Origin of the sequence: Anaerobiospirillum succiniciproducens DSM 6400 (assembly GCF_000482845.1) — a bacterium.
Taxonomy (GTDB): Bacteria; Pseudomonadota; Gammaproteobacteria; order Enterobacterales; family Succinivibrionaceae; genus Anaerobiospirillum; species Anaerobiospirillum succiniciproducens.
In genome coordinates this window covers 83508-100172 of record NZ_AXWV01000001.1, presented here as the reverse complement: position 1 = coordinate 100172, position 16665 = coordinate 83508, and the positions used below count along the sequence as shown (strand labels likewise).

Sequence of the window (16665 nt, the reverse complement as noted above, 5' to 3'; positions counted from 1 at the left end):
GCATTATGAGAACCTGTTCTTTTCTTTGTTTGTTTGATTACAAGTTAGCACAGAATCTCTAAGGCAAAAGTGTAGATACCGATAGATAAGAGAATGCAGCCAAGGATGATATTGGCAAGCTTTGGAGATAATAAGCGCGAGATACGAATCGAGAAGAATGAGGTTACAAATGAGGCTGCTACTACAGTCATCACTACGGTAAGGTTGATATAACCAAGCTGCCACATGCCCTCAGCTACATAATCAATTGGCTTAGTGATGTAGCCATACATAGAGCCAAGACCACCGATTACCATCATGTAATTGGTGTATACCGGAACCTGCTTTTTGGTAACGAAATTAAGCTGATTGATGAGTGGAGCCATAATGGAGCCACCGCCAATACCAGTGAAGCCAGCTATGGCACCGCCTAAAGCGCAATAACAAGTACCCTTAGCAGTCTCTCCTTTTGTTGGATTTGCAGACTCCTTTTCTTGGCCTGGTCGTTTTAAGAAGGTCTTAATGGAGAGTACTAACATGGTAAGCACAAAGAAGCCTACGATGTACTCGCGCTGCACATAAAAAGACAGCTCAAAGCCTGCCTGAACGCCAACAATCATGGCTATACACCAAAAGGCAAGGCTCTTATAGCTAAGTGGGATGCGCAGTCTTACAAAGTTCACGAGGTTAATACAGGCAGTTGCAATCACAATAGACAGTGAAGTAGCAGCAACCATCTGAATTGGAAACATTGGGAACAAGGTTAAGAAGATCGGCACCATCAGCACACCGCCGCCAATACCAAAGACGGCCGACATCATATTGGTAACTACGCCACAAGCAATTAAAGTAGCTATAAGCATATAGTCCATAACCATGACCTCAGAAGTGCTAAACCTAAGCTCAGAAGCTGACTTACAAGCTAGCTAATGGGCACTTGTTAACTGGTGTCTTCTCAAACGACATGGTTATTGTTGCATATGGATTCTAAATACTCTTATGACCTTTGTCATATAAGGCTTGATAAAGCGTCAAATCTCGCTGGATTTTGTATTTTGCTACCTCAAGATACGCAAAAGCCCATCATATGATGGGCTCTTTTCATCTTGTAGCGTATCTCTTAGCGCTAGATAGCTGCACATGATAGGCTCAATAAGTAGCTGCTGAGGCTACTGGGGCCATGGCTCTGTCTGCCTACGAAGCTTTCTGTGCTACGTGCGTACATGCAAAGACGTTAGACTGCAGCACTGTATTGACTACATCGTAGCTGCTTGCGTCTTTCAAAATGCACGATCTGGCCTACTGTCTTGCTAAGCTCTGTGGCTATTTACGCGGGGAGATGGTGTAGGCTGGAGAGGACAGACGTACAAAGTTAACCTCTTGGTAACCCTTTTCTCTATCCTTTGGCATGTAGTCTGTGAACTTTAAGTTAGTCTTAACCCAGCCGCGCTTAACCTCATCACGATCGCTTGGCTCTAAGCTGCAGTCATGATAGACAAAGACCTCGTGAATATCGTTAGCGCCTTTTAAGATGACAGGGCTTTCCTCACCTGGCACAAATACATACCAGCCAATGGTGAGCCACTTGGTTTTATCGATGCGAGCATTGAAAGCAACGGAGCAATCTTCAGAAGTATCGTTCTTAACATCAATGCGAACATCCGCAGCTGCAAAAGGCATACATAAGAGTGATGCGCAGGTTAAAACAGCTGCTGCCACTGTCTTCTTTAACAGACTCATTTAAAGGAAATCCCTTGAAACACACCTAATAATATGGAACTAAGCATAACATCTCACGAGCTAGCTTAGATTGCTAACAATTCTAGCATTAAGCATCATTCAAAATCACGCATCCTTGCACATATAGCTAAAAACTTAGTGATTATATTGATACTTGTCCCATTAGTTGGGCAAAGATGATGGTGGCAAAGCTAGCATTATTTCATAGTTGGTATGTGCTAGCTTGCATGTTCCTTGGCCTAAGATAGTGGTAACAAAGCTAGCACTCTTTCAAAGTTGGTATATGCTAGCTTGCATGTTCCTTGGCCTAAGATGATGCAGGAAAAGCTAGCATCCTTTCAAAGTGGGAATGCGCTAGCTTGCTTGTTGCTGTGCTTATGGCGCTATGGTCGGAGCTATTTTTATGAGCTCGCTTGCTTAGCTACCTTTGGAACATTGGCTATGCATTTGAGCAATGAGTTCGGTATCGATATAAACAATCGCATCGTTACCTTCACCCTCAAGCTCAAGAACCGGCACATCATACTCATCGTATGTGTAGTTATTGATCTCCTCAATTGCATAATTGCCTGAGAGCAGACCATGGCTTACACAGATACCGTTAAACTCCGAGAAGACCATAGCATCAGTGCCTTGAACTGCCACAGCACCAATCACTTCACGCAGCTTTGCATTCAAGATCTGATTGATCTTGTGCTCGCCTGCAGCGCTATCTGCTGCAGCAGATGCGCCACTGGCGCTTTGGGCAGCTGATGCACTTGTGTCGCTTGCGTCTGCTGATGAACCTTTAGCGTCTTGGGTATTAGAGGCGGATGCATCATTGTTTGCAGAATTACTGTCATCGTTGGCGCTTGCCGCTGCTTGTTCGTTGAGGATTTCAAGCTTGGTGACGAGAGCTTCAGCGGCGGCCTCAGAAATGGCAATGGCCAGGGCAGATGCTCGCTTAACAGGAATCTGCTCTTTTGATAAGGCCTCGAGATCTTGTTTGATCTCGTCATTTACGGTGGTAAGTGCGGCCTCAGCGCGGTTGGCATCCATTACACGCTTAATACGCTCAGCTCGTAGAGCTTCCTCTTCTTCCTTTTCTCGTAAGGTAGTGATAACCGCTTGGACTTGCTCACTTTCTTTGATCTTGGCGCGGATCTTATCCATGTCAAACTTGACTGGCTTTGGAATATTGCCGGCGACCTCATCAAATGACTTAAAGTTCTGCTCAGATCCTGATGATGTGCTATTTGTGAAAGTGATAAAGCGCAGCTTTGCCATGAGTAAGGTAAAGCGACGTGCGTCTAATTCACTGTAGCGATTGATGGCACACTCATAGCCAAAGGCCATAGCGCTCAAGTGACGCAGACGAGCAGGCTTTTGTCCCCCCACTAAAATGGCTTGTAAATCACCCTCTACTTGGAACCAAGCATTAAAATCAATTGGTTCTTCTCGCTTTATCACCTCAAAGCAAGCAGCTAAGTACTCATAGACAAAGCGGATGCAGTTATCAGAGCTCTGTATTTTGTGAATACGCACTATCTCACTTGCTAACAGAGGCACTAATCCCTTTAAATCGGCCTTTGGAATGATGGATTGAACCATCTCTAAAGCCATATATCCACAGTAAAGAGTGTAGGATAAGTCTATATGCTGAACACTGCCATCAACCGTTCTTAACTCAGCTGGAATATTGATAAGTTTGATGCAGTTATATCTTTCTCTTAAGAAGGTGAGCTTACTGCATAAGATAGCAGTGGTGGTGGATGGTACGAGCTGTAAGTTGAGATTAGCCCTAAAAAGAGCACTTGCCTCTTTAAGTCCTTCCATCTCAATGCCATCAGCAAAACCTAAATCATAGGCAGTCTCAGCATGCAAGGCAAAATCAATGAGCTCAGCAAATCTCTGCTCATCGCTTTGATAGACATAAGAGTCAATAATAAAGCGATTGAAGCACAGCCCCTCAAGCTGATACTCACAGTTATCAGCATACTTGCGTTTAATCTCCTTAAAGTCAAAGACCTCAGATAAATCTACGCCAGCACTGAGGCTGTAGTAGCTTAAGTAGTCATCACAGAGCATGGTACGCAGCACTGGCTTAACAAAGCCATCGTAAAGCTGACCAATATGCTCATCGATAAATGGTGAGTTCTTATCATCGTAATGACTATCGTAGCAGTTATTAACTAAAGTAGGATTTGGCACGCACACCGCATCCTTAATGACAGCTACATCCTTTTCTTGGCAGCTAATCTCTGAGAGCTTATCTACATACTTTAAAAGACTTAAGCAAATGCTGCATGAGGTAAGCCTAGAGATAATGTGCTCATCGATGTCTTTGACAGAAGTTATCTCAATCTTATTGGTGCCATTATTAACATGACTGTACTCAAAAGAGGCCTTACGGGTCATGTCTTTTGGAATGACTAAGGACTTAGTTTTCATAAGTCCTCGCAGTGCTACCGCCACATTAGTAATAAACTTCAGGGCATACTTTAAGACTAATGGCGATGAGGATAGACGTGCATTACTAATAGAGCTTGAGAGCAATAATAAAGTAAGTAAAGCACCACCCTCTTGATTTGGAACCAAGCGGTTCAGGATATTGCTAGCACTTAAGGCCATATCCTTAATTAAATCAGGATAACGAACTGCGCCTACAGTGCATAAGTTCTGAATAAACTCAGTATCCTGAGTACCAAAGCGATCGGTATCAAGGCTATTAATATCTAAAGCCTCGCCTAATTTGATCTCTTCATTAGCGCTGTTTTGGAAGATGAAATTGAGTGTCGACTCATCAAACTTCACTAAGCAATCATTAAAGTTTGGAGCGTCGGACATCTTGGCAAAGACTGAGGCTAACAAGGATGCCGCATCAGTAATAAAGCTTGCTGCAGTCTTTAATGCAGCTGAGTGATTGCCCTTGAAAAACTCATCAGCAAAACGAGCACAGCCTGAGATATAGACACGTGAATTGTCCTTATCTACAACATCTGAGACTAAGCTTGTAGACTCATCTAATAGCTGAGTTTCTAGCTCACTAGCATGTAGTACGCACTCAAGCATTGGCTTAGGCAGTAGTCTTAGCGCATTGTTAAAGACCTTTTTAGCGTACTTGTCCTTAAGCTCTTCATACTCGCTATATGTAGCATCCTCAGCAATATCTTCACTGCTAGCATTTGGGTTTTCCGGAGGAGAGGCATTGGCAACTAAGTTTAAGCATAAATCCTTAGCATCATCATGCTTATGCTCCTCTACCCACATGTACAGTCTATGTGCCAACTCTCTAAGCACTAAGACATTGTGCAACTGAGTGTGTTCACTCACTCCACGGGTCTTTAAGAGGCTTAGTAAGTCTTGTGCTTCAACCACTTGATCAGCTTGCGGAAAGAGCAACAGCCACAGAGCAAGCAATGAGTAGAACTCTTTTGGAATGTCCAAAAGACGATTGCCGTACTTACGAGTAATACGGCTTAAGTACATGTTGATGGCAAACGGTTCTTTAGACAAGAGCGCAATATAGAAAAGCTCATTGTTAAAGTGCGTATGCGGAATCTGCAGATACTTATCAAAGTAGATGGTGCTGTGATAGTACAGATATGGCAGCGGATTAGCTTCACTAAGCAGTGCAAAATCGCGACTGGTTAATGAGAAGAAACGCTGCAGCTCACTAGCATCTGAGTCACCCGCATTATTAAGCGCACAAGCAAGACGTCCATAACCAAAGAAGTTACGTAAGATAAGCTCAAAAGAAGCAATCTTATTAAAACGCTCTTCTTGTGAGATTGGATTATTTAAAAAGCGCTCAATACTATAGCCATAGTCTTCATCTAAATTGATCTGAGCCTCAGATGGGTTATTGAGCACCACATCCTTTTGGCTCGACCATACTAAATAGCTATGGTACAGATGAGTTAAGCGATCAAAGACAAAAGGCACAATACGATATTTGCGTGCCTTAGAGTTATGGCTAGGCTTTGATGCTTGAGTTTTCTTAGAGCTTTTAGACAGACTATCTAGATTATCGTTACTAGTATTACCGAAGCTTGGCAGAATAATGTTTTCTACCTCGGCAGTAACTGTACTCTTAGATTTATGTTTATTGGCAGCTGCCTTCTTATGCTCAGGCCTTCCACCCTCATAAATATCAACTTTTGCAAGTTCAGCTAAAAAAGATAAAGCTAGCTCATCGCTTGATTTAGCGCGTCCATTTAATAAGGAGACAGTGTTTTTAAAAGAGATTAAGGCCGCATCAGTGTACTCACCACGCTTTTCAATTTCCTCTTCACTAGATAAATTAGCTTTAAGCTTGGCAACGAGCTCATCATTCACCTTGATGCTTGATGAAGAGCTATCAAACTTACTGCCGCCTTTAAAATGTCCCTCTGCAGACTCAGAAGCTACATTCATAGCCGCAAAAGATGAGGCTTCCTCATTAGCTACACGCGTAGATCCATTGTATGCGCGAGCTACTAACTCACTCTTGCGTGTGTCGTTATCTGCATGAGAGCGATTTGGGGTATAGACTACCAGACGTGTTTGCGAAAAATCAGGCAGCATCAGACGTGTCTTTTGATCGTTCTTGAGCTGATTATCTAGCTTGTGTACGAGTTTAGACAAACGATCGGATGATGAGATCGAAAGCTCTTTTATCGAGTTTAAGAATGGCTCTGAATAACCAATGCGCTGTTGTAAATGCTTAGCGCGATCATAGAGATTTGAAGTAACATCTTGATGCTTACTAGAGGCAGCGGCAGCATTGGTCTGTCCCTGTCCATTTTTCTCAAGCTCACTAATAAAGCTAGCAATCTTGCTACGTAATCTAGTGCGACGTTGTGCTGCAGTCAGAGCGCTTAAAGGACGATCGTAAAGCGGTACACGCACTGACTTTTCGCGCACTACAGTGCTTGAGTCAGCGTATACATCAGGGCAGTACAGATTATACAAACGCTCAAGGCGAGCTTTGTATGGGAAGTCCTGAGGCACATCAATAGAGTGATGTGAAGGTGCAATCGTCTTAGCGATAATAGTGAGAATTTGCTCAGTAGCTGTTTGATCTAAAGGCTTGGAGGCATACTTAGGATTGTCAAAGTGGTAGTTAAAAGAACCACAATCACAAGCATAGGAATATAAAGAGCGCACATGACGATCACAGTCATGTGGCAGCATTAGTTTAGAGATGTACTCATTTAATACTGAGCGTTGATTGGCATCAAGCGGACGTAATTGTGCAGCACCTAAATACTCAAAAATACGGATAGCTACATTGTAGTTGTGCAGCTTAAGTTGAGCTCTGGCAATAGCATCACGCTCACGATTGGTATGTGCACTTTTCTTTTGCGCAATGAGCTCTTGTACTTTGCAAATATCAGAATCAAGCTGCAGTGATGGCTTACGCATGAGGTAGACAACATTGTTCTCACCAATGTTGCGAGGCACCTTTGGTGGAATCATGGTGACCTCAGAGTTATCTAGAAGCCATAAGAGCTTGTATAAATACTCACAATCAAAATAGCGGCTGTAATCACCCACCATTTCGCTAGGCATCTCAAGCTTTAAAGCTTTAATTAAATCGCCTAGTCGTACGGTATAGATACCACGATTGTGAGCTGTATTAACTACAGTACGCAGTGCTCTAGAAAACTCAAATGGTAGAGGCTCCTTGCGATTGAGCAATGCAAGAATATTATCAATAGAAAACTCCACCTTTCTACCCCCGTCCATAGAGCAGTTTGCATCCATAGGATCTAAGATAAGTGCCACATGGCCTTATCCTATTGCATACAACTACTGTACAAATCGTCTACTACACTTACAGCTCGCAACGTAAGTTAGTCGCTCATGTGAGCGCTATTGCTTATGCCAACAAGAAAACAAGCCATACTGACCTAGCAAAACAGCAGCGCAACAGCCACCTCTCAAGCAAAGTCAGCTCCCGCTCAAAAAGCGGATCCTTAAAATTGTAGCAAAGAAATAGCACTATCTAAGATTCATGCTCAGCTTTTAGCTGTTTTTTGTAGCAAAATCCAAAAGCTTGCCCCAACGCACCCTCTACCACCTCAGATTGTGATAAAGTTATACCTTTTGCCCAAACGACCCCAGCCTAACAATAAAGCGCCATCCACCCGCGAGCCCTGCACTCAATAAGCTTGCATCGCACTCGCAACAAGATAGCACCACACTCTCAACCAGATAGCACAGTGCTCGCAAGAGACCAGTAGCAGTGCCAATCAAAACCCTAATCAAAGCTCACACCACACCAAACTACAGGCGATAAAGACGCAAACCTCAGCCGCAATATTACCGTGCGAACAGCATCACTATGCGAAGCTGCTGTGCTCTAATCAGCGTGACAGTCTCACTGCTAATGCGGAGCTGCTGTTGTTTATTCGGCGTGCGCGTCTAACTGCCAAAGCGGAGCTAATGCGGTCTATTCGGCGTGCATGGTCTCACTACTAAATTTGTGCGGCTGTACATCAGTTACCTTTGAAGTAACTTTGTAGCCCTGCATTAAGGTGATGATGGTATCGCCGATTGCAAGATCTTCACCTTTGACGCTGTGCTTGCCATCTTTAGTGGTAAACGACAGGCCTAATTTGAGCTGATAGAACGGGTCTAATGTCACTAGCTTAGACTCAAGAGCAGTGATTCTAGTTTGATAGTCATTAAGCTTGATGCTCAGCTCGCGATCGTAGTACGAATTGAGCACACTATCGGCACGATTGATCTTCTCCTCACGCGCACTAATAGCATGAGTAATTGCGTTACTCATGCGTGGCAGCAAGTTAGCATCTAAGGTGTAAGTATCCCTCTTGAGCTTTTGGTCGATATTTACAATATGCTGCTCAAGCACATTAGTAAAACTGATAGCACGATACTTAGCAAAGTTAATTTGATTGCGCACCATCTCCAATGCGTTCATGGCATTATCAAGACGTAGTCTTATATCATGTACACGCTCAAGACCTGCTGCTTGTTCTAATCTTACTTGTGATTGATTTAAGCGCTCACGACGAGCATTAAAGAACCTATCTTTAGCATGATCGATGCGAGCTAAGAGCTCAAAGAGTCTTGCCTTACGTCTATCTAAGTCAGTTGCTAATGGAGCGTTAACTAAACGATTAACTAAGTGCTCATAGCGTGATTGCAGATTATCAATGCGGCGCAGCACACTGTCTTCAGCTCGATTAATCTGGCTTTCTAAGAAAGCTAAGAGATCATCACGAGTAATCGGAGTAATAGTCTCTGCTGCAGCAGTTGGAGTACTTACTCGTAAGTCAGCAGATCTATCGCACAGTGGACAATCCTCATCGTGGCCTACTGCTGAAATGATTGGTACTGGTGACATGGCCACCTTACGTACCACACGCTCATCAGAAAAGCACAGCAAGTCCTCAAAAGAACCACCACCACGACCGATGATAATAACGTCGAGTTTCCACTTAGCAGCATTAGCGTATGCATATGACAGTGCATTTAAAAGCTGTGGTACTGCCTCTTGTCCTTGTACCTTGGTATCTAAGAAGATAAGTTCTACTAGAGGATTACGACGATATGCATTAGTTGCAATATCATCAATAACACGTCCATCCACCGAAGTTACGATGGCCACACGCTGAATGAGCGGCGGCATCGGCAGCTTACGATTAAACACGCCCTCTAACTCAAGCTTACGCTCAAGTGCTCTTAACTGCTCTAAGATCATGCCACTACCAGCTAAGGCCATCTTAGTAACAATGAGCTTGAATTGACCAGTTAACTTGTACAAAGAGCTCTTGCCTTGAGCAAAGACCTTTTGACCTTCAGTTGGAATAAAGTTCAGTGCTCTTCTGTCTCGACTAAACATCAAGCAGTCAACTTTAGAGTTCTGATCTTTAAGCGCAAAGTACATGTGGTTGCGATCGCTGATCTGCGAGATTTCACCAGAGACAACTACCTCACCTAAATTAGTGAGGAAGTTATGGGTTACATCCACAAAGTCAGATACGCTTAATGCCTTAGCACGAGGGCCAGCCATATTACGCACAATCTGAGCATCGATCTCAGCCTCTTGTGCTGCAGATACATTACGATCTAGGCCATTAGCCCCATTGCGCTCTGGTGCTGCAACTTGATTGCCAAGCATAGGAGCCCCCATGCCTCTTTGACCACCATTAAACGCCACAGGCTCGTTACCTTGCCATGGAGCTTGCGGCGCACCAAAGTTACGACCAGAAGGCATAGCCTCATGCCCAGAAGGCCCACCGCGCGAGCCAAAACCACTAGGCTGACTAAAACCACTGTGCTGGCTTAATCCGCCCTGCGGCGCAACAGCGCCATTCATCTGATTAAAGTTACGGCCAGGCTGTGCAAATGGTGGCTGCTGAGAGACATGAGGTGCTGATGGCGCAAAACCACCTTGACCAAAAGCTCTATCTTGCATGCCAAAAGCCGCACCTTTATGAGCAAAGCCACGATCTTGCTGCCATGGCCCATCCTGCTGACCCATGCTCAGATTACGCGGCGCACCGCCTTGCCTTGCATGATGTCTAAAGGCACGAGCAGACTCTACAGGATCAACGTAATCATTAAATGGTGGAACATGTTGCTCAGCCATCATCGGAGCATGACGCGATGCCATGCTATTAGCACCAGCCATACCCTGATTAACATTAGGCACAGCCCCCTGCTTAACATAAGGCGCACTACCCTGCTGCAATGGAGGAGCAAAGCCCGGCTGACCATGCGGCCCAAAATGCTGCGGGCCATTTGGAGCATCACCTCTATCATATGGAGGTACACCCATACCCATATCATATGGCAGCGGTGCTTGATCTTCGTAAAAGTCGCTTGGTGGTGGGGGTACTACAACACCATCAAAAATATCACCGTCCATCGGATTATTAGCTTGTGGACTTTGACCTTTAGATGCAGTAGACCTTGAACCTTTAGTGCTCTTGCTCATTCGCACACCTTTGCGCTTAGGTGCATCCTCACTGTGGCTTGGCGATACTGTTGTATCGTTGCTATCGTCAGAAAGGGCTGACAAGATCTCATCAAGATCGGCGTCCTCATCAATTGGGAATGCGCTAGTCTCAAAATCGTCTTGCATAAAAAACACTCCGAATAGCAAAAGCCATTACTGTTCAGTACCAAGGTTAAGTAGGATGCATAGAGAGAAAATATATGGCTACAGCATCAAGCCATAGCTTTAAAGTCACTCTTGTATCTGCAAAATGCGATAGCACAAGTTTAGCACCCAATAGCCTAGTTCCATACAAAGTGTGCAAAAAGTGCCTCAAGCCCTATCTCATGGGAAAATTGCAATAACATCGTGGCAAACGATGGTGCTACAGCCCTCAATATAAAGCGTGGCATTTTAGTCACTCTATCTTTAACAAATCCCATATACATGCCTAATATAAGCATATATTGCTAATTAATGAGTCTGCTTGCTGCCTCGTTTTTGGCAAAAAGTTAAGATTGTATGTTGACACCTATATGCAAATCCTTATAATGAGCATCACTTACAGCGAACCAAGTAGCAGTAAGTAATTTTTGGCGACTTAGCAAAGCGGTTATGCAGCGGATTGCAAATTCGTGTAGTCCGGTTCGACTCCGGAAGTCGCCTCCATCACAACTCATTTACGAGTGCCTTAAAGGCGACTTAGCAAAGCGGTTATGCAGCGGATTGCAAATTCGTGTAGTCCGGTTCGACTCCGGAAGTCGCCTCCATCCAAGAGCTGTTAAAGCTCTTTTTTTATCCCCTCATGTTGTATCTAGCAATAGCATACACACACTAATCTAAAAGCCCCATTCTCACAGCTACAAGATCAATGTGCAATTGCGCAATCCTATGACCTTGCTTGGAAAACAGCGCCCGCACAAACTGCATAAGAACTAAAAAGCCCCGCAATTGCGAGGCTTAAGTAAGGTATTGAGCTCAATTAATTGAGCTTAGCAATTATTATGATTAGAGGCTAATGCGGCCTTCAAGCTTGGCAGAGTACTCACCACGGCTATCAGCTACGCCCTTGAGACCTACCTTAATTTGCTTAAGGATCTCAACATCAGCGCCTAAGGAAGTAGTGAACAGACCGCCATCACGTGCTGAGTAGAGCTCACCAATGGAGTCGTACTTACGCTCTACAGACATAGAACGATATTCCTCATTCCAGTCATCAGCATCAGCAAGATCAATTGCGTACTTCATATCACCGTTGAAAGTAAGGTTAGCAAAGTCACTTAAAGCAATTGGCTTGCTGTTCCAAGCGGCCTTAACAAATAGTTCGTGTGACTGCAGGTTAGATGCACGAATGGTTGCATTGTTAGCACCTAACTGACCATTCTCACCAATACCCTCACCGCCTACTTCACGGAAGTCCTCGTGAGTAAAGAAGGTATTAACCATACCACCAGTCATTTCAACATTACCGTAGTTGCTTAAGTCGAAGTCCTTAAACAGTTCGGTTGAGAAAGATAAGGAGAAGCTATCAAAATCAGCGGTCTTACCTAAACCTTCCTTGTTGTTACGCTTGAAGCTGTTATCGGAGCCTACTGCAGCAACACCAGTGCGAATTCCAACATAGTCAGTATCAATCTGTAATCTGTAGCCAGCAATTAAGCTTGAAACATCGTTCTCGGAGCCGTTGGCATAGTCGATGTTGGAGTTCATGTAGCCAAGCATAGCAGTGCCCTTAATGTTTTTGGCAAACTGCTGATCGATACCTGCAACTAAAGCTACATCAAAGGTATCGTACTCAACTACACCAGCATTCTCGCTATCTAAGTCATCATTCTGATAAACAAAGATACCGCCCTTAAGCGCACCTGCAGAGCCGATGATCTGACCACCAGCGCTATCTGATCCAAAGGAGCCAGAGATATAACCAGTCTCTTTTGCAAACTTATCAGCAATACCGTTAACAGTATTAGCACGGTTACGAATCTGGGTATTCAAGTTTGCATAATCACGATGCTTCCAATCAATTGCCTTGAAGAAAATATCGTGCTGATCTAAGTGACCCTCGTACATTACGTAAATGTTTGCATCATCATGTGTGATTGAGGTGTAGCCCTCAGACAGCACATCGGCTAAAGCAATCGTAATTCCGGTATTAGTAACTAATCGTTGACCCTGTCGACGGTTTGGATTACCTGAATGGTGTCCAGGTACGTGCTTATATGAAGTATATCCAACCAGATAGACATCTTCTGATAAGTTGTGAGTACTAGTCTCTACCATAGCCACATCCTTTGGAATGTATGGCTCATCAACTAAAGTCCAGCTGTCGTTCTTCTCGTCATACTCATAGCACAGACGAAGCTTCTGACCTTTATTACCACTATCATTTGGATTTGGCTTTGTTGTTTCATGACGGACAGCTAGGCGAATCTTTCCTTTGTAGTGGAAGATGTTACTTTCCGAAGTGTTCATCTTGCTGTCTTTACCACTAAGCTTATCATCAATGTTTGGAGATATCATTGATGATACTTTCCATGTTTCTCCATTGTCTTCAGATACCATGAAGCCAGATGTTGCAAAATACTTCACGTTGTTTGTACCTGCTGTTCCTGTATCGCGAGCATGACTCCAAGCTTGGATTGGCACGTAGATCTTATTGTTATAGACCATACCGCCACCTGGGCCTTGGAATACAATAGAGAACTTCTTTGAGCCAGAGTGTGCATTAATTTGATCAAGAACCTCTTTATAGATGCTCCTTGAGGTCCAGGATTTACCTTGATCTTTAGAAGTAAGCATCACAAAATCAGATTCCTGCTGAGAGGTATTTACGCCTGTCAGATTATCTGGATTACTTTGAGAGAAATTACCTGTGTTTAAATTTACATTGTTACGAAGACCAAACATTAAGACTGTATTGGTGGCATTGTTATAAACCAATGCAGGATCAGTGGCCAATGACATATAATTTTTGCTGCTTGAGCCGTCACCACCTGTTTCAGCATCTAGGATAGACAGGTCACTCCAAGTTAAGCCACCATCATAGGAGATCTTGGTAGATAATTTTGTCTCGCGTACAGCATTGTCAGAATAAAGATCAGACCAAGTTGAGCCAGCATAACGGACGTCAGCTGCTGTGATCAGTACGCCATTGCCCATGGATGCCATAGCAGGAATACGGAAAGCGATACCAGGGCCTACCTCACCGACTGCATAGAGCTTGGCACCAGCTCCATTGTAAATGTCCTGGGAGTCAAAGTAATTGGCTGCGTGGGCAGATGAAGCAGCAAGAAGTGATGCTCCTAAAGCAAAGGCTAAACGTGATCTTTTCATGACAATACTCTTATGCAAAACTTGATGGAAATTTTTTCCAAATTTTTCAAAAAACTTAGCATAAGATTTCATGTAGCCATGCTAATTGACTCTTGCTCATTACACATATCGATCAAAAGTGTTATCTAGATCTAAATTTTGAGATTATATTTATGTCGCCCTACTTCTGTGCAATGTAGTGTAACACCGGATTTTGTGAAACGTTTCCAATTTGCATACAGATACAATCATTATGTATCCATCTAGCAAAATCCTATATCTAAGCGATTTAATGGATGTACCGGCAATAATTTTTACAAATTCTTAGGCCATCATGTGCAACAATATTCTAAATTTAAGCACACTGTATTTTATTGATAGTGTTCCATGCTAGTGCACATCATTGTGTGGAAATACCTCTCGTCGGGAGCTTTTAAAAAATTTACAACTTTTGTTTGCAAAGTACCAAAGGCTTTGTTACATTGTCATTGTTAGCTACAGCTAACTTAAATTAGCCTTAGCAAACGTCGCTAACCTGCTACAGCTAAACAGACTGACATTGCGAACATAGGCGGTATGGATTAAAACGACTCCAGGTGACTAAATCCATATTGATAGCAACATATGCTCTCCTGAAACTAAGAGCAACTCATCTTTGTAGCTATCCGACCGATGTACAGCTGTAGCAGGCTTCTTTAATAGCCCCTATTCTGCCTAATCCCTTATCTATCGTAGAGCCTATCTCTTTGCCTATCTATTGGCTCTTACGCTTCTTAGCTTGCTCGCCTACTGCAATAGCTACCTTTCCAATGCCCTTGTACTTGTACTTGCAGTATCTGACTTGTTTGCTGCAGCTGTACACGACACTAGCCTTAGACACATGGATGTCTAAAGCTAATGTATTTGAGTACAACACTGCTGTGTTATAAGCCGCTTAACGCAGTGTAGTGCTTTTAAGTGCTGCGTGATTTTGGCCAATTGTTTTAGATGTCGAGGTTCATGGCTTTGACGAGCTTGATGCCGTTTTCAGTGAGTAATGCGACCACGGCAATGCGGCGTACCTTGTAGTTGGCAACGAGCTCGGCTGAACGACCTAAGACCTCGGCAAGAGGATTATTGACAGTCATAATCAGCGACATCGCTCTTTTTACTGCATCTTGCACTTCAGAGAGATTCTTAATTGTCTGAATCTCTAAGATGATGGCACTATCGTTATTCCATACCGTAAAGTTGCTATGGCGCATCTTACCTGTCTTAGGCCCAGAGAAGACTGCTAACTGTCCTAATAATCCTTGAGAGTCGAGCTTGCGCAGTGATTGTTGTTTACTATCATCAGCATGCTCAACAGGCTTATTTGAGAAGTTTAGTGAGTTAATCTTCACTGAGCTAATACGCTCTTGGAGTGCTCCTGGCTGCTCGATATCGATCTTCTCAATAGCTCGCTTAAGTACGGTAGCTGCCTTATCAAAGCAATCGCGGCGATTGTATTTACGCGCTAACATCATGTAACGGCGTAAATTCAAAATCTTATCGACCGACAATGGTAAAGAGTTTAAGTGCTCAAACTCAGCCTCAAGGTTCATAGTTGGCATACGCTTTTTAAGCAATGCCTCAACCACAGACTTCACTAAGAGATCTTGCATACGACGACGCTCTTTGAGCTCTTCTTGTCGTGCGTTGAACATCGACTTAGATATTAATTGCGCATCCTTCAAGATGGTGTCGATATCAATATCTTCTTGTGGCTTATTGCTTCTAGCCTCGGTAATAGCGTACTTAACAGCTTGCGACAGATGGTACTCAGCCTCAATCGTGCTTAAGAAAGCTAAATGGCTGTCAGTTAAAGGCTCACCAGCTACACTTGCTGCCTTTATGATGCGCCAAGTCTTAGCAATTCTAGCAATCGACTCAGGTGTAACCCATTTCATCTCTTGCTCATTTTGACGCTCAAGAGGAGATAAGTCCTCGTAAGTAAGACCATTTATATCATCATAATGAGTCTTATAGCCTACGATGGCATAGACGGCCTCTAAAATGAGTTCAAAGGTGCTTTCAAAATAGTCATCATAGAACTCTTCTACGAGATCTTCATCGGCATAAATATCATCAAACTCATAGTCAGCGCCTGGCACTCCAACAATACGCAGATTGTTAGCTGAGATAGCCATAGATGCTGCCTTTTGTGAGCGATCATTGGCCTTAGCAATAGCCTCATCTTGAGCAATTGCAATCTCGCTTGGCAGACCCATGACATTATCATCAGTGTCATCTGACATTGCGCTATTGCGTGCAGCGGCAGTTATGGCTGAAGCTATAGCTGAGGATGCTGCAGCAGCATGAGCTGTTTTCGCATCAGCTGTGGGATCAGCGGCTGCCTGTGCAGCTTGGGCTGGATTAGCCGATTGTGCAGGCTTAGTTGCTTGGGATGCAAGAGCTTGGGCCTCAGCTTGGATTTGCGCAGAGGCTTTGCCTTGCTCAGCTTGCTGGGCCTTGGCGCTTTGATCTGAGAACTTGACGTACTCTTGCTGATGGTTCCAAATCCAGCCACTTAAGAAGAGTAAGCCTTGATTGGTAGCAATATCAGCGAGGTTTTGCAGTCTAAAGTACTTATCTTTAATGCTCTTAGAGCCGACGATCAGATGCACTTGATCCTCAATAACTGAGTACAAGTCACCTCGATCACACCAATCAGGATTTCTATCACG

At 43.8% G+C, this 16665-nt stretch carries 6 protein-coding genes and 2 tRNA genes; 2 read left to right on the top strand and 6 right to left on the bottom strand.

The genetic code is table 11. The annotated features are described in order from the left end of the window. Positions 1–44 precede the first annotated feature (44 nt). The 4 genes from H524_RS0100340 to xseA form a co-directional block, all read right to left on the bottom strand. Complete coding sequence (locus tag H524_RS0100340; RefSeq protein WP_027938801.1) at positions 45–851, bottom strand: sulfite exporter TauE/SafE family protein; 807 nt, start codon at positions 849–851, stop codon at positions 45–47. Positions 852–1302: 451 nt separating this feature from the next. Then, positions 1303–1719: a hypothetical protein gene (locus tag H524_RS0100335; RefSeq protein ID WP_027938800.1), complete on the bottom strand. Its 417-nt coding sequence runs from the start codon at positions 1717–1719 to the stop codon at positions 1303–1305. Between the two features lie 417 nt (positions 1720–2136). Continuing rightward, the gene (locus H524_RS0100330) at positions 2137–7467 is read right to left on the bottom strand and encodes a hypothetical protein (protein ID WP_027938799.1); all 5331 of its coding nucleotides are present in this window, start codon (positions 7465–7467) and stop codon (positions 2137–2139) included. A gap of 667 nt (positions 7468–8134) precedes the next feature. Next, positions 8135–10795 carry an exodeoxyribonuclease VII large subunit gene (xseA, locus tag H524_RS0100325; protein ID WP_027938798.1) on the bottom strand — a complete coding sequence of 887 codons (2661 nt, stop codon included), beginning with the start codon at positions 10793–10795 and terminating at the stop codon, positions 8135–8137. A 448-nt stretch (positions 10796–11243) separates the two neighbouring features. On the opposite strand from xseA, the gene H524_RS0100315 reads away from it, so the two are divergent. Next, a tRNA-Cys gene (locus H524_RS0100315) sits at positions 11244–11317 on the top strand. A 27-nt stretch (positions 11318–11344) separates the two neighbouring features. Next, positions 11345–11418: transfer RNA gene (locus H524_RS0100310), tRNA-Cys, on the top strand. Between the two features lie 238 nt (positions 11419–11656). Here the strand turns inward: H524_RS0100310 and H524_RS0100305 are convergent. Both H524_RS0100305 and H524_RS0100295 read right to left on the bottom strand, forming a co-directional pair. Next, complete coding sequence (locus H524_RS0100305) at positions 11657–13981, bottom strand: autotransporter domain-containing protein (RefSeq protein ID WP_156907490.1); 2325 nt, start codon at positions 13979–13981, stop codon at positions 11657–11659. A 962-nt stretch (positions 13982–14943) separates the two neighbouring features. Next, positions 14944–16629, bottom strand: a complete 1686-nt coding sequence (locus H524_RS0100295) for a hypothetical protein (RefSeq protein ID WP_027938796.1) — start codon at positions 16627–16629, stop codon at positions 14944–14946. Positions 16630–16665 lie beyond the last annotated feature (36 nt).

Excerpts from the sequence above, each read along its gene's own strand:
- xseA (WP_027938798.1), bottom strand. The coding sequence starts at position 10,795 with ATGCAAGACGATTTTGAGACTAGCGCATTCCCAATTGATGAGGACGCC.
- H524_RS0100305 (WP_156907490.1), bottom strand. The coding sequence starts at position 13,981 with ATGAAAAGATCACGTTTAGCCTTTGCTTTAGGAGCATCACTTCTTGCT.
- H524_RS0100340 (WP_027938801.1), bottom strand. The coding sequence starts at position 851 with ATGGACTATATGCTTATAGCTACTTTAATTGCTTGTGGCGTAGTTACC.
- H524_RS0100335 (WP_027938800.1), bottom strand. The coding sequence starts at position 1,719 with ATGAGTCTGTTAAAGAAGACAGTGGCAGCAGCTGTTTTAACCTGCGCA.